The organism is Streptomyces sp. NPDC029164 (genome assembly GCF_055563995.1).
In genome coordinates this window covers 38722-63203 of the sequence record NZ_JBVHWW010000041.1, presented here as the reverse complement: position 1 = coordinate 63203, position 24482 = coordinate 38722, and the positions used below count along the sequence as shown (strand labels likewise).

The following is a 24482-nucleotide window of genomic DNA, read 5'->3' as shown; positions in this document are numbered from 1 at the left end:
AGCCCCGGTGGCGGCGCCGCACCTATTCATCGGCCGCGAGCACATCCGCAGGATCGAACGCTTCGTCCAGCGCCTTCATGAGCCGGTCCCGCTCGACCTCGTCCAGCGGCACCGGCGCCACCCCCGTCGCGTCCGTCAGCCGGCGGAAGCCACCCCGCCGCTGCAGCCGCCCGCCCACGCGGATCGGCAGGCCCACCAGGTGCGCGTGCCCCGCCACCCGGTACGCCTCCTCGTCCAGCGCGGCGCGTACGTAGGGGACCTCCGCCCCCGCGAGGACCCGCAGCCGGACCGTGCCCCCGCCCCCCGGGGCCGAGCGCCGCATCCGGACCACCGCCCCCGCGATGCGGACCTGGACGGCCGGCTCGTCCCGGGTGTACCGCGCCGCCGCGTCCCGCAGCACCGGCAGGTCGCCCGGTGAGAACTCCACCGGTTCCGGCCGGGCCGCGCAGCCCGCCGGGACCCCCGCCGCCGGCGCCCAGGCCAGCGCGATCCGGGCTCCCTCCGAGCCCCGGACCAGCGCGATCAGCGCCTCGGCGAGCTCCCGGCTGACCCCGGCCCGCACCGCGGCGTCGAAGGCCTCCATGCCGCCGGTGGCCCGCCGGTAGTCCACGGCCTCGCGGGCCGCGTGCAGGGCGTGGTGGAGCCGGGTGACGATGCCGCGGCCGCCGTCGACCGGGACGTACGCGGTCAGTCGCCGGCCGCCCGGGTGCGGGCCCACGAGCACCCCGTCCAGGGCCCGTTCGGCCTGGGTCCGGTGCCGGGCCCCGTAGTAGCCGGCGCGGGCCCGTTCGGCCAGGGCTCCGGCGAGCAGCAGCTGGCGGGCGGCCGAGCGCAGCTGTTCCTGCACCGTCCACGCGGCCTCGCCCTGGAGTCCGTACGCCCCCTGCGGTATCTCCCGGTCCCAGCGGATCTCGTCGCTGGGCACGCTCAGCCCGTAGAGCACCTCCCGCGCGGAGGGCAGGCCGCTGCGGGTGAGCGCGGTGATCGCCTCTTCGAGCAGGTCGGCGCAGTCGGGGAAGGCGCGGCTCTCGGGGACGAGCAGGCTGGTCGCGGCGCGGGCCGTGGGGTGCGTGGCGGGCGGGGTCCAGCGGCCGTAGCGTCCGGCGGCCCCGCCCCGGCGCAGCCAGCCGTGCCGGTGCAGCAGCGCGCCGAGCACGGCCGGATCGACCTGTGCGGGATCGGGGGCGGCGGGGTGCGCGGAGTCCGCGAACCCGCCGTAGTCCGGGGACGGCAGCGGTTCCAGGTTCGGTGAGTGCCAGTGCATCAGGGTGTCCCTCCCGACCCGACCCGGGTCATGATCTCGCAGAGCGCCCGGTCGTCGAAGATCCGCGTGGTCGGGATCCGTACGGTGGTCCGGCGCCGGCCGGTCACCGGGTGTCCGGCGAGATTGGTCCAGTAGCAGCAGTGCCGCAGGTCGAGCCGGTCGTGCCCGGCGGCGAGCCACTGGTCGCGCTCCCGCGGGACGAGCATCACGACGAGGATCTTGTGGACGGCGACCGGCGTGCGGGCCAGTTTCACCAGGTGCTCGTTGTCGAGGGTGAAGGCGAAGGTGGGCCCGGCCGGCCGGGGCGGTATCTGGTAGGTCGCCTTCAACTGCACCTTGATGGTGACCTCGTCGTCGACGACGTGTTCGGAGGCGCCGTGGCTGACGTGCCAGTCGATGCCGTTGTCCGGAAAGGGCTGGGAGAGCGAGCAGCCGGCCGCTGCGGCGACGGCGTGCAGGTATCCCACCTGAAGGGTCTCCATACAGGCGGTGGTGGCGAGTGTGCCGCGCAGCGGTCCGCTCCGCGCGTCGTCCGGTGTTCCGGTGCGCGGATCGATCTGCCCCGCCAGCACCCCGCCCGGTTCGGGCTGCGCGAGCGCCATGGCCGGCTCCCCATGCCTTCCGGGCTCTGCCGTCGGTGGTGGGTGGGGTGATGACCGGTCATGTGTGCGGCCCCCCAAGGGTGTTGTTGCCGCACCCGGGTCCCCGCAAACGGCGTACGGGGCAAACAGCCCGGGTATCACCGATGCGGGCGAAGGTGTGGCGTGATCCGGGTGCGCCCCATCTGCCGACCGGGGACGAGGAGTTCGCCATGACACGCTGGTACGAGGGCCCGCTGGCCGCATTCGACACGGAGACCACCGGGGTGGACGTCGAGCAGGACCGGATCGTGTCCGCCGCGCTCATCGTGCAGGAGTGTGCGGGGGGCCGGGTCCGCACCACTCGCTGGCTGGTCAATCCCGGCGTTCCGGTGCCCCCGGGGGCGACGGAAGTGCACGGGCTCACCGACGAGCACCTGCAGCGTCACGGACGCTGGCCGGCGCCGGTGGTGGAGGAGATAGCGCGTGCGCTCGGGGAGCAGCAGGTGGCCGGCCGGCCGGTGGTGGTGATGAACGCGCCGTTCGATCTGACGCTGCTGGACCGGGAGTTGCGCCGGCACCGGGCCTCCTCGCTGGCCCGGTACCTGGACAACCGGCCGCTGACGGTGCTGGATCCGCGGGTGCTGGACAAGCACCTGGACCGGTACCGCAAGGGGCGGCGGACGCTGACGGACCTGTGCGCGCACTACGGCATCGAGCTGGAGGGCGCGCACGACGCGGCGGCGGACGCGATGGCCTCGCTGGAGCTCGTACGGGCGGTGGGGCGCCGGTTCGCGGCCCGGCTGGAGCGGCTGTCGCCGGCGGAGCTGCACACGCTGCAGGCGGTCTGGCACGCGGCGCAGGCGCGGGGCCTGCAGGCGTGGTTCGCGCGGCAGGGGACGCCGGAGCCGGTCGATCCGCACTGGCCGCTGCGGCCGGACCTGTCGACGGCGGCGTAGCGCGCGGGGCCCCGTAGATGCGGAAGGCCGGTCCGTCTTCCGACGGACCGGCCTGTCCCGGTGGGCGATACTGGGATCGAACCAGTGACCCCTTCGGTGTGAACGAAGTGCTCTCCCGCTGAGCTAATCGCCCGGGAACGCACTGAACAATACAGAAGGCTCGCGGCTGGTTCAAACCGCTTCCCTGCCTGTGTGTACTCAGTGCGGATCTGAGTACGCACGCCCATGTCCTGACGGGGTGACCGGCGCCACACTCCCGGTATGAACACCCCTCTGCCGCCGGCCGAAGAGCTGGCGCTCATCGACCGTGAGCTGGCACAACTCGATGCCCGGCGGCTCCATTTGCTGGCCCGCCGGGACTGGCTGCTGCGCATCCTCCGGCAGCCCGGCCCCGCACCCGCTCCCGCCGGCTGGGGGCCGGTGCCCGCCGGACCGCCGAAGGAGACCTCGGCTCCGAGCGCGCAGAACGTGCTGCTCACCCTGGGCGCCGTGCTGCTGGCCGTGGCCGCGCTGGCCTTCACGCTGGTCAGCTGGGGGTCCATGGGGATCGCCGGGCGCTCGGCGGTGCTGGCCGCGGTGACGGCGGCGGCGCTGCTCGCGCCCGTGCCGCTGCTGCGCCGGGGACTGGGGTCGACGGCCGAGTCGGTCGCCGCGGTGGGGCTGCTGCTGACGGTGCTGGACGCGTACGCGCTGTACGCGGTCGGCATGCCGGACGCCGACGGCTTCGGGTACGCGGCGGGGGCGGCCGCGGTGCTGGCGGCGGCCTGGGCCGGGTACGGCTCGGCCCTGCGGAAGCTGCGGCTCCCGCTGCCGGCCGCGGTGCTGGCGGCGCAGTTCCCGCTGCCGCTGGCGGCGCTGGCCGTGCAGGCGGGCCCGGTGGGGCTCGGCTGGGCGCTGCTGGCGACGGCGGCGCTGGACGCGGCGCTCGCCCTGCGGGTCCGTGCGGCGGCGGCTCCGGCGGCCGCGCTGACCGCGGTGGCGCTGCTGATCGGGGTGACAGAGTCCTGGTCGGCGGGGTCGGCCGGCTCGGCCGGGCAGGTCCTGGCTCCGGCGGCGCTGCTGTTGGCGGGCGCGGCCCTGGGCATCGCGGCGGCCTGGCGGGAGCCGCGCGCCTGGGTCGCCGCGCTGGTGGGCGGTCTGGCGGCGGTGGTGGCGCTGGGCGCTCTGGCCCTGCCGGGTCTGACGGATTCGGCCGGCGACGGCGCGTGGGTGGTGCTGGTGCACCTGCTGGTGGCGCTGCCGCTGCTGGCGGCGGTACGCGTCTCCGCGCTCCCGGCGGCGGTACGGCGCGGCCTGGCGCGGGCCGGGGTGGCGGTGGCGGCCCTGGCGGCGCTGGCGGCCGGTGCCGCGGTGGTTCCGGCGCTGCCGGCCCGGCTCCGGGTGCTGGAGGAGGTGTGGGCGGCGACGACCCCGGCCCCGGCGGCGTACGCGCCGGGCGCCGCGGGCGTGCTGGTCCTGCTGACGGCGGCGGGCGCGGCCTGGTGGCTGTCCCGGGTGCTGGCGCGGCCGGAGCCCGGGGTGGTGGCGGTGGTCCTGGCCTGGGCGGGGCTGTTCACGGCCCCCGTGCTGCCCGGCTTCCCGGCGGCGGCGGTGTTCGCCGCCCAGCTGGCGGTCACGGGCGCGGCCGGGGTGCTCGCCGTGCGCTCCCCGGCGCGCGGCGCCGGGATCGCGGCGGCGGTGTGCGCGCTGGTCGGCGCCGCGAACGTGTCCGTGGGCGCGCTGGACGGCCGGGCGGCGACCTTCGCGGTGTGGGGGCTGCTGGGCACGGCCTGCGCCGTGGGGGCGGCGTACGGGCCCGCTCCGCGCCGGCTGCGGGACGGGGCCGCGGTGTGCGCCGTCGGGTACGCCACCGGGGTGCTGGTGGCGGCGGCCGCGGTGACGGATCTGGCGGTGGTCTGGTGGGCGCTGCCGGTGCTCGCGGTCCCGGCGCTGGCGGCGGCGCTCGGGCCGCGGCTGGGCGGCGTACGGGTGCCCGTGGAGATCGCGGCGGCCGTGGCGGGCGCCCTGGCGGTGGCCCTGTCGGCCGGGCGGACGGGGACGCTGGCGCTGGTCCTGGCCCTGGCCGGGGTGGTGTGCGCGGGGGCCGCGGTGCGCCCGGAGCGGCGCGCGGTGGGCTGGGCGGCGGGGGCGCTGTTCGTGGCGGCCACCTGGGTCCGGCTGGCCGGCGCCGGGGTCACGACGCCGGAGGCCTACACGCTGCCGGTGACGGTGCCGGCCCTCGTGGTGGGCTTCCTGCGGCGCCGCAGGGACCCGGAGGCCTCGTCCTGGACGGCGTACGGCCCGGGTCTGGCGGCGACGCTGCTGCCGAGCCTGCTGGCGGCCCTGGGGGACGGGGACTGGGTGCGTCCGCTGCTGCTGGGGCTGGCCGCGCTGGCGCTGACCCTGATCGGCGCCCGGCGGCGGCTGCAGGCCCCGCTGCTGCTGGGCGCTGCGGTGCTGGCGGTGGTGGCGGTGCACGAGCTGGCCCCGTACGTGGTGCAGGCCGCGGGGGCGCTGCCGCGCTGGGTGCCGCCGGCCCTGGCGGGTCTGCTGCTGCTGGCGGTGGGAGCGACGTACGAGAGGCGGCTGCGCGATGCGCGGCGGCTGCGGGACGCGATCGGACGGCTGCGGTAACGCCAGAGGCCCGGAGACTGTGAAAGTCTCCGGGCCTCTGGTCCGGGTGGGCGATACTGGGTTCGAACCAGTGACCCCTTCGGTGTGAACGAAGTGCTCTCCCACTGAGCTAATCGCCCGGACGCACCGCAAACATTACCGCATGTCAGCGGTGCTCTTTGACCATCACTGGTCCTTGAGGTTCCAGGGCAGGACGAGCCCGTACTTCCACAGGTAGAAGCCGATCAGCGCGCCCGCGATGACGAGGCCCACGCTGGTCAGGATGATGTTGCGGCGGCGGACCTTCGGGTCGAGCGCCTTCTGCGCCGCCTCGGTGACCTTGCGCTTGGTCCAGCGCAGCACGAGGTGGGCCCAGGCGAACTCGGTGGCCCAGATCGCCAGGCCCGCGAAGATCGCGACCCAGCCGGGGCCGGGCAGGACGAGCATGGCCACACCGGCGGCGATCACGGCGAGGCCGACCACGAAGACGCCGACCTGCCAGCTCAGGTGCAGGCTCCTGCGGGCCTTGATGAAGGCGGGCGCCTTCGATACGTGCGGCGTCTGCGCCGCGTCTTCCGCGGCCTCCGCCGCCTGCGCACCCTCGGTGGCTCCCGTGGCGCGCACGGCGGATTCGTCGGCGGCGGACTCGTTGGTTCCGCGGTCACTCCCCGTATTCATAGGGTCGAATCTACCGGAGCCGGAAGCACACGTGAATGGTGGTTTGGATCCGCCGTTCGAGGGACCCAGAGGTCCGCAAAACGGTCAGAGGGGTTTACAACGGCACCGTAGGTGGCATGTCGATTTCGCCGACGTGCGAATCCCCGAGCGCACACTGAGCGAAAGGCCCTGGCGCTTATGAACACCACGGTCAGCTGCGAGCTGCACCTGCGCCTCGTTGTGTCGAGCGAGTCCTCACTGCCTGTTCCCGCGGGCCTGCGGTATGACACGGCCGACCCCTACGCCGTGCACGCCACCTTCCACACCGGCGCCGAGGAGACGGTCGAATGGGTATTCGCCCGCGACCTCCTCGCTGAGGGCCTCCACCGGCCCACCGGTACCGGCGACGTCCGCGTCTGGCCGTCCCGCAGCCACGGTCAGGGCGTCGTCTGCATCGCCCTGAGCTCACCGGAGGGAGAAGCACTGCTCGAAGCACCCGCCCGAGCACTCGAGTCGTTCCTCAAGCGGACGGACGCCGCGGTTCCACCCGGTACCGAGCACCGGCACTTCGACCTCGACAAGGAGCTCTCCCACATCCTGGCCGAAAGCTGAGCCAGGCCTACAGCCGCTCGACACCGTCCGACTCGGGGCGACGGTGCGGGTCGGACAACCACATACGGCAGTGCCGGCGCTGTTCCCGCGGAATCCATCCGCGAGGACGGCGCCGGTGTGCTGTCGGGGGACCCGCTAGAGTCGGGCGGCAGCGGCGGGCCTCCCGTCGCCGCAGGCCCGGCCCCCGAGGGAGACCCCCCGTGCAGATCCCCCACGACACCCGTCGCGCGCTCGACGTCGTCGTCGCGCTGGTGAACACAGCGGCCGAAACCGACCAGCCCGACGGACTCTCGGACGTCGGCGCACTGCGCGGCTTCGTCCAGGAGTACGCGATCAGTGACGTCGGCGAGCTCGGCGCCCGCGACCTGGCCGGCGTACGGACGGTGCGCGCCAAGTTCGCCCAGGTCTTCGCCGCGCCGAACCCGCGTGCGGCGGCCGCGCTCGTCAACGAGCTCGTCGCCACCGCGGGGACCACCCCGCAGCTGACCGACCACGACGGCTACGACTGGCACGTCCACTACTTCGCGCCGGGCGCGTCGGTGGACGACCACCTGGCGGCCGACGGCGGCATGGCCCTGGCCTTCATCGTGGTCTCCGGCGAAACGGAACGGCTGCGCCGCTGCGAGGCCCCGGACTGCCGGCGCGCCTTCGTGGACCTGTCGCGCAACCGCTCCCGGCGCTACTGCGACAGCCGGACCTGCGGGAACCGGCTGCACGTCGCGGCGTACCGGGCCCGGCGCAAGGAGGCCGACGCGGGGCTGTCAGAGCATGAAGAGGTCGTGCACGGCGGCGAGCAGCAGCAGGATGCCGATCACCGCTAGGAAGATCATCAGGGGCGGCTGGGAGAGCGCGAAGAGGCAGCCTCGCGGCTCCTCCGCGACGGGGGCGGGTACCGGCACGGGCACCGAGGGCTCACTCTGCGATGTCTCGAGCATGTCGGGGCGATGATGGCGCAGCGAACGGCCGTCCGCGCCTCAACACGCCAACAACCGTGCGGCAGTTCGCCCGATCTCGTGGACTCGTGAGTCGGCGCGGGTCGGACACGGGTCGGACGCGGGTCAGATGCCGTGCTTCTTGAGGATGGCCTCGATGTCGGAGAAGTCGTCCGCGGGAGCGGCGGCGGCCGGCTTGCGGCCCGCCGCGGGCTCGCGCTGCGCCCCGGTTCCGGCGGAGCCGAGGGACGGCGCGGAGGCGGCCGGGGCCACGGCCTCCGGGGCCCGGCCCCGCTTGACCTTCTTCGGCGCGGGCCCCCCGGACGCGCCGAGGCGGCGGCGCTCGACGGCCCGCGTGGCGGCGAAGAGCGCCCAGGACAGCGCCAGCAGCCCGAAGCCGGCCCAGACGGTCGGCTTGAAGACCATCCCGGACACCCACTCGACGACGCCGGTCAGGACGAGGCCGATGGGGATGAGCGCGTACGCGGTGATCCGCGCGGCGGCCAGGAAGCGCTTGCGGTAGGCGGTCAGCGCGGCGATGCCCAGGCCCGCCGCGGACACCGCGGAGCAAATGGTCTCGGCAAGCATGCGGTCCTCCGGACTGTCGGCGGCAAGGCGATCTGTCCCTGTCCATCCTGCACCGCCCGTCGCCGCGGGGGCCAGGTCCACGGCCGCCCCCGGACGGATCTCCGGGACATCTCCGGGTCGCGCCTCCTCCCCAGGGGGGTCTTGCCGATCAGGTCCCGGTCGGCGGGCCGGGCGGGGGCTGGGAGACTGTCCGTATGACCGATTCCGTGATCCTCGACGTCTGGTGCGAACTGCAGTGCCCGGACTGCCACCGCGCCCTGGACGACGTACGCGCCCTGCGGGCCCGCTACGGCGACCGGCTGGACATCCGGCTGCGCCACTTCCCCCTGGAGAAGCACAAGCACGCCTTCGCCGCGGCGCAGGCCGCCGAGGAGGCCGTCGAGCAGGGGCAGGGCTGGCCCTACACGGAGGCCGTCCTGGCGCGCACCGCCGAGCTGGCCGAGCGCGGCGAGCCGGTGCTGCTGGACGTGGCACGCGAACTGGGCCTGGACGTCGAGGAGTTCGACACCGCCCTGATCGACGGGCGGCACATCCTGATCGTCGACGCCGACCAGGCCGAGGGCAAGGCGATCGGCGTGACCGGCACCCCGACGTACGTGATCGACGGCGAGCGCCTCGATGGCGGCAAGAGCCAGGACGGCCTGCGCGCCCGCATCGAGGAGATCGCCGACCGCCTGCTCGGTTCCTGACATCCCGGGCTCCCGGGCTCCCGGGCTCTAGATCAGCTCTTTGACGGCGTTCACCGAGGTGTCCCGGTAGCCGAGCGACTCGTAGAGCCGCCGGGCCGGGGTGTTGCCCTCGACCACGTACAGCCCCAGGTGCCGGGCCCCGGCGGCCAGCGCACTGTGCTCGGCCAGCAGCATGAGGGTCCGGCCGTGACCCCGACCGCGGTGTCCGGGCTCGACCCGTACGTCGTACACGTAGGGGACGGTGCCGAGGCCGGGCAGTGCGCGCTCCCCCACCCACACGCTGCCAAGGATCGCGCCCTGCGGGCTCTCCACCACGTGGAAGGCCGTGCCGGGGGTCTCCCGCCCCGCCGGCAGCATCCGGGCGTGTTCGGCGCGGGACGCGGCCACGCCCTGCTCCGCGGTCATGCCCGGGGAGACGAGGCGGGGACCGTACTCCACGATCTCCACCTCCAGCCACGCGTCGAACTCCGCCTGGGTCATCGGGCGGCCCGTGCTGCCCGCCGGGAGCGCGGGCGGTTCGGCCGGCAGCTCATTGACCATGACCCGGCCGGCCTCCCGGTAGCCGAGGGCGGTGGCCATCCGCAGCGCCGGCGCGGCGTCGGCGGGCACCGACACGGCGATACAGGTGCAGCGCCAGGAGCGCAGCACCTCCTCGGCCGCGAGCGCGGCGACCGTGCCGCGCCCGCGCCGGCGGTCCGGTTCGTCGATCCACAGGTCCCGGATCTCGCCGGTCCCGGGCTGGGCGGCGGACCTGGTGGCCAGTTCGAGCGTGCCGACGTGCCGGCTGTTGACCCGCACCTCGTAGGTCCGCGAGCGGGTTCCGTCACTGTGCTGCTGGAGCGGCTGCGCGGGCCGCAGGGTGGTGGTCATCACTTCGAGTTCTACCTGCCCGGCGGCTTCGCGTCACCAGGGTTCACGGATCGATGTCCGATCCGGCCTTCACCTCGAAGATCCGCATCACCTCGGCCGTGACCGGCCCGGGGCCCGTCCCCAGCTCGCGGTCGTCGATCCGGACGACCGCCTGGGCGTCGCGCAGGGAGGAGGTCACGAAGATCTCCTCGGCCTGTTCGAGCGCCTCGAAGGGCAGGTCGGTCTCCTTGGCGCCGGCCCAGTCGACGAGGAGGGCCCGGGTGATGCCCGCCAGACAGCCGGAGCTCAGGGGCGGGGTGTGCAGTTCCCCGTCGATGACGACGAAGACGTTGGAGCCGGTGCCCTCGCAGAGCCGGCCGACGGTGTTGGCGAGCAGGGCCTCGGAGGCCCCGGCCCGGTGCGCGGCGGCGAGCGCGACCACGTTCTCCGCGTACGAGGTGGTCTTCAGGCCGGCCACGGCGGAGCGTTCGTTGCGCACCCAGGGGACGGTGACGACGGCGGTGGTGTCCGGCCGGCGGGCGGACGGCGCGACGGCGGCGATCAGGGTGGTGCCGGCGTCGCCGCGGTCGGAGCCGAGCGGGGCGACCCCGCCGGTGTAGGTGAGGCGCAGCCGTCCCTGCTCCACCGGGTTGGCCTCCAGTACGGCGGCGCAGGCCCGGCGCACCTCGTCGAGGTCGGGGTCGGGCAGGCCGAGTCCCCGGGCGGATCGGGTCAGCCGCTCCAGGTGGCGGGTGAGGGCGAAGGCCCGGCCGCGCTCCGCCTTCAGCGTCTCGAAGACGCCGTCGCCCACGGTGAGCCCGTGGTCGAGGACGGACACGTGCGCGCTGTCCACGTCCTTCAGCGCTCCGTCGAGCCAGATTCTCATGGTGCGGTCCTTCCGATCGTCCCGTTCGCCCCCTGGATGCCGGTGCTCTCGTGGCCCGCCGCGACCCGCAGCAGCCGGGCGGCCTTCAGTTCGGTCTCCGCCCACTCGCGGTCGGGGTCGGAGCCCCAGGTGATGCCGGCGCCGGTGCCGAAGAGCAGGCTGGGTCCGCCGGGGGTCTCGCGGTCGATCCAGAAGGTCCGGATGCCGACGGCGAGCTCGGCGGCGCCCCGGTCGGCGTCGACCCAGCCGATGCCTCCGCAGTAGGGACCGCGCGGGGCGGTCTCCAGGGCCTCGATGATCCGCAGGGCGGAGGACTTGGGCGCGCCGGTGACGGAGCCGGGCGGGAAGGTGGCGGCGAGCAGCTCGGGCCAGCCGGCGCCGTCGGCGAGCTCGCCGCTCACGGTGGAGACGAGGTGGACCAGGCCCGGGTGCTCCTCGACGGCGCACAGCTCGGGGACGGTGACGGAGCCCGTGGCGCAGACCCGGCCGAGGTCGTTGCGTACGAGGTCCACGATCATCACGTTCTCGGCGTGGTCCTTGGGGAGCAGGTCGGCGGCGGTGCGGCCGGTGCCCTTGATGGGGCCGGACTCGATGCGGCGGCCGGTCCGGCGCAGGAAGAGCTCCGGGGAGGCGGTGGCGATCTCCACGCCGTGCGCGGCCAGCCGAATCGTTCCTGCGAAGGGTGCGGGGTTGCCGCGGGCGAGGAGCGCCGTGAGGGCGTCGACGTCGGCGCGGTCGGGGTGGGGCAGCGGCGCGGACATCACGCGGCAGAGATTGGCCTGGTAGACCTCGCCCGCGGCGATGTGCTCGCGGATGCGGCGCACGCCGTCGACGTACGCGGTCCGGTCGAGCGAGGAGGTCCACTGGTCGGCGTCGGGGCCTCGCCAGGCGCCCGGGACCGGTGCGGGGACCGGGTCGGGGCGCACGTCCCCGAAGCGCGCGCAGACCAGCCGCCCTTCGAAGCCGGCGGCCACGGCCCAGAAGCCGGTGGAGTCGAGGGCTGCGGGATCGCTGGTGACGTCCCGGAGGTCGGTCGCGAGGAGGCCGCCGAAGCGGGCCATGGGGGGCAGGTCGTGCACGGCTGCGAGTCTATGACCGGTGACGACGCGGCGCCGGTGGGGTGACGGCGGGGTGACCTGTGGTGATCGAGCGGCAGCACGCTGCGGAAACGCGTTTTTGAGCTGGCCCGGGAATCCGCTAGAGTTCAACTCGTCGCCAGGGAGCGAAGGGGCAACACCCCGGAGTGAACGCGGTGACCTGCGGACGTAGCTCAGTTGGTAGAGCACCACCTTGCCAAGGTGGATGTCGCGAGTTCGAGTCTCGTCGTCCGCTCGAAGTGGGGGATCTTCCCGAGAACCCCTGCAGCTCCATGGTGGAGTGGCCGAGAGGCGAGGCAACGGCCTGCAAAGCCGTCTACACGGGTTCAAATCCCGTCTCCACCTCCAAGGACGATTAGCTCAGCGGGAGAGCGCTTCCCTGACACGGAAGAGGTCACTGGTTCAATCCCAGTATCGTCCACTGATCCGCAAGGATCCCCGCGCGATTAGCTCAGCGGGAGAGCGCTTCCCTGACACGGAAGAGGTCACTGGTTCAATCCCAGTATCGCGCACGCAGTACCTGGCATTCACTTGCCTGACCTGCGGCTTCCGAGCCGTGGTTCCCGCGCGATTAGCTCAGCGGGAGAGCGCTTCCCTGACACGGAAGAGGTCACTGGTTCAATCCCAGTATCGCGCACCGAACGAAAGCCCCGACCGTCACCTCGGCCGGGGCTTTCGCGTTCCCGTTTCCCCCGCGGTCCGAAACGCGGTCCGCCAACGTGGGGCAGGAATGCAGGCCAGGAATGCAGGGGACGAAAAAGGGCACGAAAAGGGCACGAAAAAGGGTGCTGCCCGTCCGACTCCCCAGTCGTACGGGCAGCACCCTTCACCTGCCGTCCGTCCGTCGCTCCCCCGTCCCCACGGGGTTCGACCACCGATGTCCCGGCCCGGACCGCTCTCCCGGGCCCGGGGCGCCGCTCAGCGCCCCGGCATCAGACCCACGGACGACGCCTGTGCCGCCAGCTGATCGAAGCCTCCGAAGAGGAAGAGCAGCAGGGCGGCCAGGGGGAGCACCATGGCCGCGGCCACCAGTGGGTGGCGGGTACCGGACTCGTGGCCGTTGAACGCGAATGCCTTGCGTCCCTGCCGTGCGATGTCCGCCATGGCCCTCTCCCTGTCGTTTGGCAGCGGCGGGTTTGTGACCTCGGGGGACGAGTGCGCCACCCGCCGCTTGTCTTCAACACTAGGCGGGCGGACGGCCCCTGGCCTCATGCCTTCGTACCCATTGCCGGGCCTCCAGGAGGATGACGGGGCCTCGTCCGTGTACTCCCCTGGGTGGAGGCCGCTCCCCCGCTGTCGGGGTCTTCCCGGAGGGGATGACCGGAGGGTAGTGACTTCTCTCACTTCCTTCACTCCCTGTTGATGCGTGTCCGTCCACCGGCCCTCGGCAAGATCCACTCGCGCGTGGTCGGCGCCCGGGTGCACCCGGGCGCTCCCACACCCGCCCCCGAGCCTCAACCCCCTTGGTCCAAGGGCCGCTTGGGCGTACGGAGCACCCGCTGCGCGCTGCCGACGGGCGCCCCTGATGCTCCCTCAAGTGTGCTGTGCCGCACTGACAATCGAATCCCACGGCGAGGGCGCGGCCTCTGAGCACGCATGCCGGATGGTCCGTAAGCTGTGCCACGTCAACAGGACGACCGGTCAGCGGGGTGGACATGGCGATGATGCGGCTCCGGCGCGAGGACCCGCGTGTCGTCGGCTCGTTCAGACTGCACCGGCGGCTCGGTGCCGGCGGCATGGGCGTGGTCTACCTGGGCTCGGACCGGCGCGGGCAGCGCGTCGCCCTCAAGGTCATCCGGCCGGACCTGGCCGAGGACCAGGAGTTCCGCTCGCGGTTCGCCCGCGAGGTGTCCGCCGCCCGGCGGATCCGGGGCGGCTGCACCGCACGGCTGGTGGCGGCGGACCTGGAGGCCGAGCGGCCCTGGTTCGCCACCCAGTACGTACCCGGGCCCTCGCTGCACGACAAGGTGGCCGAGGAGGGCCCCCTGACGGCCGCGCAGATCGCCGCCGTCGGCGCCGCGCTCTCCGAGGGGCTGGTCGCCGTGCACGAGGCGGGGGTCGTCCACCGGGACCTCAAGCCCTCGAACATCCTGCTCTCGCCCAAGGGCCCGCGGATCATCGACTTCGGGATCGCCTGGGCCACCGGGGCGAGCACGCTCACCCATGTGGGTACGGCCGTCGGCTCCCCCGGCTTCCTCGCGCCCGAGCAGGTGCGCGGCGCGGCCGTCACCCCCGCCACGGACGTCTTCGCCCTCGGCGCCACCCTCGCCTACGCGGCGACCGCCGACTCGCCCTTCGGGCACGGCAGTTCCGAGGTCATGCTCTACCGCGTGGTGCACGAGGAGCCGCACCTCCAGGGGGTCCCGGACGCGCTGGCGCCCCTCGTACGGGCCTGCCTGGCCAAGGATCCCGAGGAGCGGCCCAGCACGCTCCAGCTGTCGATGCGGCTCAAGGAGATCGCGGCCCGCGAGGCACAGGGGCTGTCGGAGGGCCGCCCGCCGGCGCAGCGGGCCCGGACCGAGCGGCCGACGGGCCGGCTCCCCGAGGACTACGCGGAGCAGCGCACGGAGCGTCGTACCGGCGGCTCCACCGCGCCCCGGGCCACGGGCGGATCCCCGGGCGGGCCGCACTCGCGGCCCTCGTCCTCCCGCAATCCGCGCCACCCCGGCGGCCCGTCCTCCCGGCCGACCTCGGGCCGTACGGGCGGCCGCCCGGCACCGAGGACGACGGGGACCGGGCGGCGGCCGTCACGGCCGGACCCCCGGCTGATGCGGCAGCGGCTGATCGTGTTCGTCCTGGTGACGCTGATCGTGGCGCTGGGCATCGCCGCGGCCCAGAAGCTCTAGGCCTGGGCCCAGGCCCGGGCTTTGGTCCAGGCCGGCCGCACACTGTCTGCCGGCCGTCGCTACGCCGTCTCGCGGCCCTGGGCGACGGCGTAGAAGGCGACGGCGGCGGCCGCGCCCACGTTCAGCGAGTCCACGCCGTGTGCCATCGGGATCCGTACCCACTCGTCGGCGGCGACCAGCGCCTGCGTGGACAGACCGTCCCCCTCGGCGCCGAGCATCAGCGCGACCCGTTCCAGGGACTGCGGCGCGGCCACGTCGATCGGCGAGGCCTTCTCGTGCGGGGTGAGGGCGAGCAGCTTGAAGCCCGCCTCCCGCACCGAGTCCAGGCTCTTGGGCCAGGCCTCCAGGCGGGCGTAGGGGACGGAGAACACGGCGCCCATGGACACCTTCACCGAGCGGCGGTAGAGCGGGTCCGCGCAGTCGGGGGACAGCAGCACCGCGTCCATGCCGAGGGCGGCGGCGCTGCGGAAGATCGCCCCGATGTTGGTGTGGTCGTTGACCGCTTCCATGACGACCACGCGGCGGGTCGTGGCGAGGAGCTCCTCGGCCGTGGGCAGCGGCTTGCGCTGCATGGAGGCGAGGGCGCCGCGGTGCACGTGGTAGCCGGTGACGCGTTCGGCGAGCTCGGGGCTGACGGCGTAGACCGGAGCCGGGAGTTCGTCGATGACGTCGCGCATGACGTCGACCCACTTCGCCGACAGCAGCATCGAGCGCATCTCGTAGCCGGCGTCCTTGGCGCGTCTGATGACCTTCTCGCCCTCGGCGATGAAGAGTCCTTCGGCGGGCTCGCGCCTGCGCCGCAGTTCGACGTCGGTCAGGCCCGTGTAGTCGCGCAGGCGCGGGTCGTCGGGGTCCTCGACGGTGATGAGATCAGCCACAGGGTGATACTGCCTTGTCCTGGGTGCGGTGCCAACGGCCTGTCAGGCGCTGGTGCTGGGGGCGCTGGTGCCGGGGGCGTTGACGCGGACGACCTCGCCGATGACGATGACGGCCGGCGGGCGGACCTCCTCGGCACGGACCCGCTCGCCGACCGTGGCGAGGGTGGCGTCCACCCGGCGCTGGGTGGCGGTGGTGCCCTCCTGGACGACCGCGACGGGGGTGTCGGCCGCGCGGCCGTGCCGTACGAGCGCCCCGGCGATCAGACCGATCTTGTCGACACCCATGAGGATCACCAGGGTGCCGGTGAGCTTGGCGAGGGCCGCCCAGTCCACGAGGGAGCGCGGGTCGTCGGGCCCGACGTGCCCGCTGACCACGGTGAACTCGTGGGCCACACCCCGGTGGGTGACCGGGATGCCGACGGCGCCGGGCACCGAGATGGAGCTGGAGATGCCGGGCACGACGGTGCACGGGATGCCCGCCTCCGCGAGCGCCTGGAGCTCCTCCATGCCGCGGCCGAAGACGTACGGGTCCCCGCCCTTGAGCCGCACCACGGCCTTGCCGGCCTTGGCGTGCTCGATCAGCGCGTTGTTGATGGCCTCCTGGGCCATGAAACGGCCGTACGGGATCTTCGCGGCGTCGATGACCTCGACGTGCGGGGGCAGCTCGTCGAGCAGGTCGCGGGGGCCGAGCCGGTCGGCGATGACCACGTCGGCCTCGGCGAGGAGGCGGCGGCCGCGCACGGTGATGAGGTCGGGGTCGCCGGGCCCGCCGCCGACGAGGGACACGCCGGGGGTGCGGGGGCGGGCGGCGGTGAGGGTGCCGTCGCGCAGCCCCTCGACGACGGCGTCCCGGACGGCGGCGGAACGGCGCGGGTCGTTGCCGCTCAGCACGGCGACGGTGACACCCTCGACGCGGCCGGTGGCCGGGGTCCAGGCGGTGGCGGCCTCGGCGTCGTCGGCGCGCACGCACCAGATCCGCTCGCGCTCGGCTTCGGCGGAGGCGGCGTCGTTCGCGGCCCGGTCGCGGGTGGCGATGAGGGCGTACCAGGCGCCGGCCAGGTCACCGTCCTCGTAGCGGCGGCGCTCCCAGCGGATCTCGCCGGTCTCGGCCATGGCGTCCACGGAAGGGGTGGCGGAGGGCGAGACGAGCAGGACGTCGGCGCCGGCCGCGACGAGCGCGGGGAGGCGGCGCTGGGCGACCTGGCCGCCGCCGATGACGACGACGCGGCGGCCGGCGAGTCGGAGTCCTACGGGATAGGCGGGGGTGTCGGCCATGGCGGTTGCGGCTCCTGGGGGCGGCGGCGGTGCGGTGCTCTTGCGTGCCGCTGCGGCGCTGGAGCGGCGGGGTACTGACGTGCGGTGATGCGGTGCTGGTCCACCATACGGCGCGGGCCGTCCCGCAGCGCGGACGGGTCCCACGCCCAACCCCCGGGCCCTGCCCTGCCCGGGTCGGTCGGGTCGGGTCGGGTCGGGTCGGGTCGCCTGATCGCCACCTCACCCGGCGGCCGGGCCGTGAGCCCGGGGTCCGGGGGCGGCCTCGGGGTAGAGCGGTGCCCCTCGTCGGCACCCTGCCCGGGATCTCGGCCTGGAGCCCGGGGTCCGGGGGCCACCGAGGTGGGGCGGTGCCCCCTTCGTCGGCACCCTGCCCGGGATCTCGGCCTGGAGCCCGGGGTCCGGGGGCCACCGAGGTGGGGCGGTGCCCCCTCGTCGGACCCTTGCCCGGGATCTCGGCCTTGAGGCTGGGGTTCGGGGGGCGGCTTCGGGGTGGGGCGGTGCCCCTCCGGGACGTCTCCTCGGCTCGCGAACCCTGAGCCTGACCGGCCCGTTGCCCGGCGATGGGTTCGCTCGACCTGCGGGGACGCCCCGGAGTGTCCCCACCCCACGGCCCACCCACCAGCCAGCCGAATCCCCCTCCGGGCAGACCAGCCCCCGCCCCCGCCCAGAGTTCAGCCCCGCCGCACACAATGCCGCCTCGCCGCACACCATCCAGCCTCGCCGGCGATTGAGGCGCGGGGTTCGGGGCGGAGCCCCGGGCAGTAAGCCGCACCCGGCCACCCAGCAGGCCCGCCCCCGTACCGTCCGGGCTCGCCCTGCACAATCCGGGCTCGCCCCCCACAATCCAGCCCCGCCGCACACCATCCAGCCCCGCCGGCGATTGAGGCGCGGGGTTCGGGGCGGAGCCCCGGGCAGTAAGCCGCACCCGGCCACCCAGCTGGTCCGTCCCCGTACCGGTCCGGGCTCGCCCTGCACAATCCGGGGTCGCCCCACAATCCAGCCCCGCCGCACACCATCCAGTCCCGCCGCACACCATCCAGCCTCGCCGGCGATTGAGGCGCGGGGGTCGGGGCGGAGCCACGGGTGTTGGGGCGGACCCGGCCATCCAGTTGGTTCGCCCCCGTATCGTCCGGGCTCGCCGGCGATTGAGGCGTACGCGCCGGGTGGGCCTTGGGCCTGGCGGGTTACTTTTCTGTGACGCCGGCCGAGTCGAAGGTGGCGACCTCGTGCATCGCGCGGGCCGCGCTCTGGACCAGCGGGAGGGCCAGCAGCGCGCCGGTGCCCTCGCCGAGGCGGAGGTCCAGGTCGACCAGGGGGCGCAGGCCGAGCTTGTTCAGGGCCGCCACGTGCCCCGGCTCCGCGCTGCGGTGGCCCGCGATGCACGCCGAGAGGGACTCCGGGGCGATGGCCCGGGCGACGAGGGCCGCGGCGCCGGCGCTGACTCCGTCCAGGATGACTGGGGTGCGGAGGGAGGCTCCGCCCAGGAGCAGACCGACGATCGCCGCGTGCTCCAGGCCACCGATGGCGGCCAGGACGCCGATCGGGTCCGCCGGGTCCGGCTGGTGGAGGTCAAGGGCGCGGCGTACGACCTCGACCTTGCGGGCGTGCGTCTCGTCGTTGATGCCCGTGCCGCGGCCTGTGACCTCCGCCGGGTCGACGCCCGTGAAGACCGAGATGAGCGCGGCGGAGACCGTGGTGTTCGCGATGCCCATCTCACCGGTGAGGAGGGCCTTGTTGCCCGCCGCCACCAGGTCGCGGGCCGTCTCGATGCCGACCTCGATGGCCGCGATCGCCTCCTCGCGGGTCATCGCCGGGCCGACCGAGAGGTCGGCCGTGCCCGGGCGGACCTTGCGCGGGAGCAGGCCCGGCGTGGCCGGGAGGTCGCCGGCGACGCCGACGTCGATCACGCAGACCTCCGCCCCGACCTGGTTCGCGAACGCGTTGCAGACCGCGCCGCCGCCCAGGAAGTTGGCCACCATCTGCGTGGTGACCTCCTGGGGCCAGGGGGTGACGCCCTGGGCGTGCACCCCGTGGTCACCGGCGAAGATCGCGACGGCGGCCGGCTCGGGGATCGGCGGCGGGCAGACCCGAGAGAGGCCGGACAGCTGCGCGGAGATGATCTCCAGCATGCCCAGGGCCCCGGCGGGCTTGGTCATGCGCTTCTGCCGCTCCCACGCCTCGCCGAGCGCCTTCGCGTCGAGCGGGCGGATGCTGGCGACCGTCTCCGAGAGCAGGTCGTGCGGCTCCTCGCCGGGCAGCGCGCGGCGCCCGTACGTCTCCTCGTGGACGACCCACGAGAGCGGCCGCCGCTGGGACCAGCCGGCCTGGGCCAGCTCGGGCTCCTCGGGGAACTCGTCGACGTAGCCGACGCACAGGTAGGCGACGACCTCCAGGTGCTCCGGCAGGCCGAGCTCGCGGACCATCTCGCGCTCGTCGAAGAAGCTGACCCAGCCGACGCCGAGGCCTTCGGCGCGGGCGGCGAGCCAGAGGTTCTCGACGGCGAGGGCCGAGGAGTACGGGGCCATCTGCGGCTGGGTGTGCCGGCCGAGGGTGTGGCGGCCGCCGCGGGTGGGGTCGGCGGTGACGACGATGTTCACCGGGGTGTCGAGGATGGCCTCGATCTTGAGTTCCTTGAACTGCTTCGCCCGGCCCTTGGGCAGCGACTTGGCGTAGGCCTCGCGCTGGCGCTGGGCGAGCTCGTGCATCGTCCGGCGGGTCTCGGCGGAGCGGATGACGACGAAGTCCCAGGGCTGGGAGTGGCCGACGCTGGGCGCGGTGTGGGCCGCCTCCAGGACGCGGAGCAGCACCTCGTGCGGGATCGGGTCGGTACGGAAGCCCTTGCGGATGTCGCGGCGCTCGCGCATGACGCGCAGGACGGCCTCGCGCTCGGCGTCGTCGTAGGCGGGGGCCGGGTCGCCGGCGTGCTCGGCCGGGGCGGGTGCCTCGGGCTGGGCTTCGGGCTGGGCCTCGGCGGGCGCGACCGGCTCGGGCTGGGCCTCGACGGGCTCCGGCCGGACCGGCTCGGCGACGACGGCCTCGACCGGCGCGACCTCGATCAGCTCCGGCTCGACGGGCTCGGGCTGCGCTTCGACGGGCTCCGGCTGGACCTGCTGGACCGGCTCGGCGGCGACGGCCTCGACGGGCTCGGGCGCGACCTCGGTCGGCTCCGGCGCGACGGGCACGACGGGTACGACGGGCTCGGGCTGGACGGGCTCGACCGCGACGGCCTCGACCGGGGCGACCGGCTCGGGCTGGGCCTCGACGGGCTCCGGCCGGACCGGCTCGGCGGCGATGGCCTCGATGGGGGCCACGGGCTCCGGCGCGACCTCGATCGGCTCCGGCGTCGCGACGGGCTGGACGGCCTCGGGCTCGACCGGCTCGGGCTGGACGGGCTCGGCTGCCGCGGGCGCCGCCTCGGCCACGACGGCCTCGGGCTGCGGCTCGGGCTGCTCGGCCTGAACCACCGTTTCTGCGGGGACGGCGAGCGGCTCCGGGTCCACGGGCGGCTGCGCGGGCTCGACGGCCTGCACGGGCGCGGCCTCCGCCACCGGCTCGGGCGCGGCCTCGACCGGCTCCGGCGCGGCCACGGGCTCCGCTGCCCAGGGGGCCCCGGCCTGCGGCGGGATCTCGCCCGGCTGCGCGGCGGGGGCCGCGACGGCCTCCGCGCGCGGGACGTCCAGGTACTCCGGGCCCGTGGTCGGGGGCCCCGCCTGGCGGAGCGGTGTGGGCGCCGCCGGGGTGGTCAGCACGGCGGCCATCGGGGCGGCCGGAGCGGGGGCCGCGGCCGGGCCGCGGTCCGCGAGGGAGCGTACGACTCCGCCGGTGGCCTCGGGCACGGGCGGGCCCATGTGCAGCGGGCGACGGACGGGAGCCGCGGGGGCCACCGGAGCGGCGGGGGTCGCGGGCGGCGGGACGACGAGCCCGCCGAGGTCGAGCGCGCCGGAGTCACGGCCGCCCGCCTCGTGCGCGCCCGCGCTGTAGCCGCTGTCGGGGAAGGAGGACGGGGGGAAACCGGGGTACGCGGCGGGCTCGGGGTACCCGGCCGGCTCCGCGTACGCCGGGGCCTCGGGGTACCCGGGCCCGGCGCCGTAGGAAGCGTCGGTGTATGCCGGCGGCGCGGGGAGCTGGGGGTCCACGGGGAAGACGGGGGCCGGCGGGACGACCTGCGGGTCGCTCCACGCGCCCTGGCCGCTCGGCATCAGCAGCAGTTCCTCGTCCTCCGGCTCGGCCGGGTTGTCCATGAGGTCCTGGAAGGCGTAGCCGCCGGGGATCGGTGCCGGGATCGGGACCGGAGCGGGGACGCCCTGCTGATCCACCATGCCCGCACTGTCCGGGAGACCCTCGCCCGGTACCTGGCCGGTGTCAGTCATGCTTACCCCTCGCCCATCGGTTCTGCCTCGTCGGTCGCCCGGTCGCCCACGAGGCCTCCAAGCGGAGTTGCCGTGCGGGGCCGGCGTGCGACGGGTCCGTCTCACATCCGCCCGCACGACAACCACTAAGCATTGTCGCGCCCGTTAGCCATCGTGGCGGCCATAACCGCCGTGGTCCTCTGTGGACTGCGCCACGTCGCGCGTTCCGGCGGTGTCGCGATGCCCGAAACGTCGAGGCAGTACGACGATCGGCCAGCCTACCCCGGCCCTCGTCTCAGCGGGTCACAGGGCGTTCTGCCGACAGGAGGAACACCACGGAACGGTCCTGTTCGGCCCAGGTGCGGGGGTCCAGGGCGACGGACTGGAGCAGCGCGCACTCGACGGCGTACCCGTGTTCGGTGAGGGCGCGGCCGATGGCCTCCGCCTCGTCGCGCGTGGAGGCGTGGCTGACGATCCGTTCGGGGCGGCGGTCGGCGACGGCCGCGACGACCTCGGCCCCGCCGCCGCCGACGCGGACGACGTCGGGCTCGGGCAGGTCCTCCAGTACGTGCGGTGCGCGCCCGGCGACGACCTGGAGCTGCACTCCGCGCTTGCGGGCGGCGGCAGTTGTGCGTTCGCAGGCGCGCGGGTCGGCGTCGACGGCGATGACGGCGGCGCCGAGGGCGGCCGCGTCCACGGCCACGCCGCCGGAGCCGGCGCCGATGTCCCAGACGAGGTCGCCGGTGCGCGGGCCGAGCCGGGCGAGCTGGGCGGCGCGCAGTTGTGCCGACTCCCCTTCGCCCGTGTCGGGCTGAGGGCGGGCCCAGCCGCGGTCGGTGGAGAGGGCGGGGCTCTGGCCGAGCAGCCAGCCCGGGTCGGCGGCCGGGGCCTGTCCGCCGCCGCCGATGACGATGACGACGTTCGGGTCGCGCCAGCTGTGGTCGGCGGCCTTGTCGGAGGTGAGGACGCTCACCTGCTCCCGGTCCGTGCCGAGTTCCTCGCAGACGACGAAGGTGCGGTGGACTCCGTCCAGGAGCAGCGCGAGTTCGGCGGGGCCGGCGCCGGGCGAGGTGAGGACGGCGACCTTGGCGTGGGCGCGGCAGACGTTGACGGCGCGGCGCAGGGTGCGGGGGTGGGCGACGACGACCTGGGCGTCGTCCCAGGGCATGCCGGCGCGGGCGAAGGCGGCGGCGACGGAGGAGACGGCCGGGACCACCTCGACCTCCAGGCCGTGCTCGGGGGCGCGCAGGGTGCGTACGACGCCGAAGAAGCCGGGGTCCCCGTCGGCGAAGACGACGGCGGTGCCGCGGTGGCCGGCGATGCGGCGGGCGGCGAGGCCGAGGCTGCCGAGGCGGATGCGTTCGGCGGTGGGCGGGACCTCGGGGAGTGCGAGGTGGTGCGCGGCGCCGGCCACGAGGGTGGCGGCGGAGAGCGCGGACCGGGCGGCCGCGGTGAGGGGCGAACCGTCCCAGCCGATCACCGTGACCCGGTCGGCCATCGTCGTCAGTCTCCTGGTGTGGGGGCGGGGCGAAGTTCGGTCGGGGCGGGCACGGTGAGACTACCCGGTCATCGGTTCAGTTCCAGTCGGCGCCGACGGTGCGGCCGTGCGCGTCGGCGCGCTGCCCGAAGGCGGTGCTGCCCGCGTAGCCGTCGTAGGAGTCGTAGCCGTCGTAGCCGTCGCCTTCGTCGAGGTCCTCGGGGACGAGGCTCCAGACGATGAGGTCGGTGCGGGTGTCGGTCCAGCCGCCGTCGGGGGTCTGCGTGCGCACTATCCACGCGTTGCGCAGGACGCCTTCGCTGATGCAGCCGATCTTCTGCGCCACCTGCTGGGAGGCGGTGTTGTCGGCGGCGGTGCGCAGTTCGAGGCGCTCGAACCCCTGGTCGCGGAAGAGCCATTGGGCGACGGCCTGTACGGACTCGCTGGCGTAGCCCTCGCCGCGGGCCCAGGGGGCGGTGACGTATCCGACCTCGGTGGCGCGGGTGCGCCAGTTGGTGTTCTGGAGGTGGACGATGCCGACGAGGCGCTGGGTGAGGAACTCGGTGACGGCGAAGACGATGCCGCGGCCTTCGGTGCGTTCGGCGTGGGAGTCCCGGGTGGCCCAGTCGTGGGCGTCGGCGTGGGTGTAGGGGTGCGCCGCGGTGGTCCAGGCGGTGACGTGCTCGTCGTTCATCATCTCGGTGAGCGCGGTGACGTCCTCTTCCTCGAAGGGGCGCAGCACCAGCCGGTCCGTGCTGATGGTGACGTCCGGGAAGGTGGTAGTCATGCGCAGCTCCATGCCTGAGAAACGTGGTGCGACCGTGGTGCGATGCGACCGTGGTGAGGGACCGTTCATGCGGGACCGTCTCTACGGGTCGTAGGCCACAGCATGCAGCATCGACCGGGGGAAGTGCAGGGCCGGGTTGCCCGGAAGCGGGCAGAGCTCGGCCCCGCGCGCCGTCAGGGGCGTGCGGGGCCGAGATTCCTGACCGCGGGGCCGGGCCCTGGGGCCGGCCCGCCGGCTCAGGAGGCCGGGGCGCCGAAGGCCGGGATGACCGAGCCCTGGTACTTCTCGTCGATGAACTTCTTGACCTCGTCGGAGTTCAGGAGCTTGGCGAGCTTCTGGATCCGCGGGTCGTTCTGGTTGCCGTCCTTGACCGCGAGGAAGTTGGCGTAGGGGTTGCCCTCGGCCTTCTCCAGGATCAGCGCGTCCTTGGCGGGCGACAGCTTGGCCTCGATGGCGTAGTTGCCGTTGATGACGGCGGCGTCCACGTCGTTCAGGGCGCGCGGGACCGTGGCGGCCTCCAGCTCCTTGAACTCCAGGCCCTTCTTGTCGGTGATGTCGGACAGCTTGGCGCTGGTGCCGACACCCTCCTTGAGGGTGATCAGGTTGTGCGCGGCGAGCAGCTGGAGCGCGCGGCCCTCGTTGGTGGTGTCGTTGGGGACGGCTATGGTCTGGCCGGCCTTGATGTCCGCGATCGCCTTGACCTTCTTGGAGTAGAGGCCGAGGGGCTCCAGGTGCACGTTCACGACGGGCACGATGTGCGTGCCGTTCTTCTTGTTGAAGTCGTCGAGGTACGGCTTGTGCTGGAAGAAGTTGCCGTTGACCTGGCCCTGCTCGGTGGCGGTGTTCGGCAGGACGTAGTCCGTGAACTCCTTGACGTCGAGCTTGAGGCCTTCCTTCGCCGCGAGGTTGTCCTTGACGAAGTTCAGGATGTCGGCGTGCGGGCTCGGGGAGGCCGCGATGACGAGCGGCTTGCTCTCGTCGGCCTTGCCGCCGTCGGACTTGGTGGAGGACGGGTCCGAGGAGCTGCCGCAGGCGGTGAGGCCGAGGGTGAGCGCGGTGGCCGTGGCGGCGAGGGCGGTGAGCTTGATGTTCTTACGCACGAAGAGTGCCTTTCTTGCTGAACAAGTACCGAGGACTTGCTGGTGGTGGCCCAAGCACGACAAGTGC

Annotated in this window: 21 protein-coding genes and 7 tRNA genes; 11 read left to right on the top strand and 17 right to left on the bottom strand. The window is 74.1% G+C overall.

Annotation, left to right across the window (positions count from 1 at the left end; translation table 11 throughout):
- Nucleotides 1-22: 22 nt before the first annotated feature.
- Nucleotides 23-1264 carry a hypothetical protein gene (locus tag ACZ4VT_RS31930; RefSeq protein WP_467954908.1) on the bottom strand — a complete coding sequence of 414 codons (1242 nt, stop codon included), beginning with the start codon at nucleotides 1262-1264 and terminating at the stop codon, nucleotides 23-25.
- A complete protein-coding gene (locus tag ACZ4VT_RS31925; protein WP_467954907.1) occupies nucleotides 1264-1866 on the bottom strand; it encodes a DUF4365 domain-containing protein in 603 nt (200 codons plus the stop codon). The genes ACZ4VT_RS31930 and ACZ4VT_RS31925 overlap by 1 nt, the downstream gene beginning before the upstream one ends.
- A gap of 209 nt (nucleotides 1867-2075) precedes the next feature.
- On the opposite strand from ACZ4VT_RS31925, the gene ACZ4VT_RS31920 reads away from it, so the two are divergent.
- A complete protein-coding gene (locus tag ACZ4VT_RS31920) occupies nucleotides 2076-2801 on the top strand; it encodes a 3'-5' exonuclease (protein WP_327412935.1) in 726 nt (241 codons plus the stop codon).
- 61 nt (nucleotides 2802-2862) lie between these two features.
- On the opposite strand, the gene ACZ4VT_RS31915 is transcribed toward ACZ4VT_RS31920, so the two are convergent.
- Nucleotides 2863-2934 (bottom strand) — tRNA-Val (locus tag ACZ4VT_RS31915).
- A 128-nt stretch (nucleotides 2935-3062) separates the two neighbouring features.
- On the opposite strand from ACZ4VT_RS31915, the gene ACZ4VT_RS31910 reads away from it, so the two are divergent.
- Nucleotides 3063-5414 (top strand): SCO7613 C-terminal domain-containing membrane protein, encoded by a 2352-nt coding sequence (locus ACZ4VT_RS31910; protein ID WP_467954906.1) that lies wholly within the window; start codon nucleotides 3063-3065, stop codon nucleotides 5412-5414.
- 47 nt (nucleotides 5415-5461) lie between these two features.
- Here ACZ4VT_RS31910 and ACZ4VT_RS31905 read toward each other — a convergent pair.
- A tRNA-Val gene (locus ACZ4VT_RS31905) sits at nucleotides 5462-5533 on the bottom strand.
- A gap of 46 nt (nucleotides 5534-5579) precedes the next feature.
- Nucleotides 5580-6071, bottom strand: a complete 492-nt coding sequence (locus ACZ4VT_RS31900) for a TIGR02611 family protein (RefSeq protein ID WP_467954905.1) — start codon at nucleotides 6069-6071, stop codon at nucleotides 5580-5582.
- A gap of 177 nt (nucleotides 6072-6248) precedes the next feature.
- On the opposite strand from ACZ4VT_RS31900, the gene ACZ4VT_RS31895 reads away from it, so the two are divergent.
- Nucleotides 6249-6662, top strand: a complete 414-nt coding sequence (locus ACZ4VT_RS31895) for an SsgA family sporulation/cell division regulator (protein ID WP_030011909.1) — start codon at nucleotides 6249-6251, stop codon at nucleotides 6660-6662.
- Nucleotides 6663-6862: 200 nt separating this feature from the next.
- Nucleotides 6863-7483, top strand: a complete 621-nt coding sequence (locus tag ACZ4VT_RS31890) for a CGNR zinc finger domain-containing protein (RefSeq protein ID WP_467954904.1) — start codon at nucleotides 6863-6865, stop codon at nucleotides 7481-7483.
- Here the strand turns inward: ACZ4VT_RS31890 and ACZ4VT_RS31885 are convergent.
- The gene (locus ACZ4VT_RS31885; protein WP_199808009.1) at nucleotides 7424-7597 is read right to left on the bottom strand and encodes a hypothetical protein; all 174 of its coding nucleotides are present in this window, start codon (nucleotides 7595-7597) and stop codon (nucleotides 7424-7426) included. The genes ACZ4VT_RS31890 and ACZ4VT_RS31885 overlap by 60 nt on opposite strands.
- A gap of 123 nt (nucleotides 7598-7720) precedes the next feature.
- Nucleotides 7721-8182 (bottom strand): hypothetical protein, encoded by a 462-nt coding sequence (locus ACZ4VT_RS31880; RefSeq protein WP_467954903.1) that lies wholly within the window; start codon nucleotides 8180-8182, stop codon nucleotides 7721-7723.
- Between the two features lie 194 nt (nucleotides 8183-8376).
- On the opposite strand from ACZ4VT_RS31880, the gene ACZ4VT_RS31875 reads away from it, so the two are divergent.
- Nucleotides 8377-8871 carry a DsbA family protein gene (locus ACZ4VT_RS31875; protein ID WP_467954902.1) on the top strand — a complete coding sequence of 165 codons (495 nt, stop codon included), beginning with the start codon at nucleotides 8377-8379 and terminating at the stop codon, nucleotides 8869-8871.
- A 27-nt stretch (nucleotides 8872-8898) separates the two neighbouring features.
- Here the strand turns inward: ACZ4VT_RS31875 and ACZ4VT_RS31870 are convergent, their stop codons facing one another.
- Genes ACZ4VT_RS31870 through ACZ4VT_RS31860 form a run of 3 tightly spaced genes read right to left on the bottom strand, consistent with a single transcriptional unit; the run spans nucleotide 8899 to nucleotide 11685 of the window.
- The gene (locus ACZ4VT_RS31870) at nucleotides 8899-9741 is read right to left on the bottom strand and encodes a GNAT family N-acetyltransferase (RefSeq protein ID WP_467954901.1); all 843 of its coding nucleotides are present in this window, start codon (nucleotides 9739-9741) and stop codon (nucleotides 8899-8901) included.
- A gap of 43 nt (nucleotides 9742-9784) precedes the next feature.
- Nucleotides 9785-10606: an aminotransferase class IV gene (locus tag ACZ4VT_RS31865; protein WP_467954900.1), complete on the bottom strand. Its 822-nt coding sequence runs from the start codon at nucleotides 10604-10606 to the stop codon at nucleotides 9785-9787.
- A complete protein-coding gene (locus tag ACZ4VT_RS31860; protein ID WP_467954899.1) occupies nucleotides 10603-11685 on the bottom strand; it encodes a chorismate-binding protein in 1083 nt (360 codons plus the stop codon). The genes ACZ4VT_RS31865 and ACZ4VT_RS31860 overlap by 4 nt, the downstream gene beginning before the upstream one ends.
- A gap of 180 nt (nucleotides 11686-11865) precedes the next feature.
- Between ACZ4VT_RS31860 and ACZ4VT_RS31855 the strand changes: the two genes are divergently transcribed.
- The 5 genes from ACZ4VT_RS31855 to ACZ4VT_RS31835 all read left to right on the top strand — a co-directional run bounded on the left by ACZ4VT_RS31855 (nucleotide 11866) and on the right by ACZ4VT_RS31835 (nucleotide 12340).
- Nucleotides 11866-11938, top strand: a tRNA-Gly gene (locus ACZ4VT_RS31855).
- A 39-nt stretch (nucleotides 11939-11977) separates the two neighbouring features.
- Nucleotides 11978-12051 (top strand) — tRNA-Cys (locus tag ACZ4VT_RS31850).
- A gap of 1 nt (nucleotide 12052) precedes the next feature.
- Nucleotides 12053-12124, top strand: a tRNA-Val gene (locus ACZ4VT_RS31845).
- A gap of 19 nt (nucleotides 12125-12143) precedes the next feature.
- Nucleotides 12144-12215 (top strand) — tRNA-Val (locus ACZ4VT_RS31840).
- Between the two features lie 53 nt (nucleotides 12216-12268).
- Nucleotides 12269-12340, top strand: a tRNA-Val gene (locus ACZ4VT_RS31835).
- Nucleotides 12341-12621: 281 nt separating this feature from the next.
- On the opposite strand, the gene ACZ4VT_RS31830 is transcribed toward ACZ4VT_RS31835, so the two are convergent.
- Entirely contained in the window at nucleotides 12622-12807 is a 186-nt protein-coding gene (locus ACZ4VT_RS31830) for a hypothetical protein (RefSeq protein WP_030706226.1), read from the bottom strand.
- 551 nt (nucleotides 12808-13358) lie between these two features.
- On the opposite strand from ACZ4VT_RS31830, the gene ACZ4VT_RS31825 reads away from it, so the two are divergent.
- Nucleotides 13359-14549 carry a serine/threonine-protein kinase gene (locus ACZ4VT_RS31825; RefSeq protein ID WP_467954898.1) on the top strand — a complete coding sequence of 397 codons (1191 nt, stop codon included), beginning with the start codon at nucleotides 13359-13361 and terminating at the stop codon, nucleotides 14547-14549.
- Between the two features lie 59 nt (nucleotides 14550-14608).
- On the opposite strand, the gene ACZ4VT_RS31820 is transcribed toward ACZ4VT_RS31825, so the two are convergent.
- The 6 genes from ACZ4VT_RS31820 to ACZ4VT_RS31795 form a co-directional block, all read right to left on the bottom strand.
- Complete coding sequence (locus ACZ4VT_RS31820) at nucleotides 14609-15427, bottom strand: TrmH family RNA methyltransferase (RefSeq protein WP_362803242.1); 819 nt, start codon at nucleotides 15425-15427, stop codon at nucleotides 14609-14611.
- A 42-nt stretch (nucleotides 15428-15469) separates the two neighbouring features.
- Nucleotides 15470-16702 (bottom strand): uroporphyrinogen-III C-methyltransferase, encoded by a 1233-nt coding sequence (cobA, locus tag ACZ4VT_RS31815; RefSeq protein WP_467954897.1) that lies wholly within the window; start codon nucleotides 16700-16702, stop codon nucleotides 15470-15472.
- Between the two features lie 1184 nt (nucleotides 16703-17886).
- On the bottom strand, nucleotides 17887-21072 hold the full coding sequence (gene cobT, locus ACZ4VT_RS31810; RefSeq protein ID WP_467954896.1) for a nicotinate-nucleotide--dimethylbenzimidazole phosphoribosyltransferase: 3186 nt from the start codon (nucleotides 21070-21072) through the stop codon (nucleotides 17887-17889).
- A 274-nt stretch (nucleotides 21073-21346) separates the two neighbouring features.
- The gene (cbiE, locus tag ACZ4VT_RS31805) at nucleotides 21347-22549 is read right to left on the bottom strand and encodes a precorrin-6y C5,15-methyltransferase (decarboxylating) subunit CbiE (protein WP_467954895.1); all 1203 of its coding nucleotides are present in this window, start codon (nucleotides 22547-22549) and stop codon (nucleotides 21347-21349) included.
- A 76-nt stretch (nucleotides 22550-22625) separates the two neighbouring features.
- Entirely contained in the window at nucleotides 22626-23315 is a 690-nt protein-coding gene (locus tag ACZ4VT_RS31800) for a GNAT family N-acetyltransferase (RefSeq protein ID WP_467954894.1), read from the bottom strand.
- A 236-nt stretch (nucleotides 23316-23551) separates the two neighbouring features.
- Nucleotides 23552-24415 (bottom strand): MetQ/NlpA family ABC transporter substrate-binding protein, encoded by an 864-nt coding sequence (locus tag ACZ4VT_RS31795; RefSeq protein WP_467954893.1) that lies wholly within the window; start codon nucleotides 24413-24415, stop codon nucleotides 23552-23554.
- Nucleotides 24416-24482 lie beyond the last annotated feature (67 nt).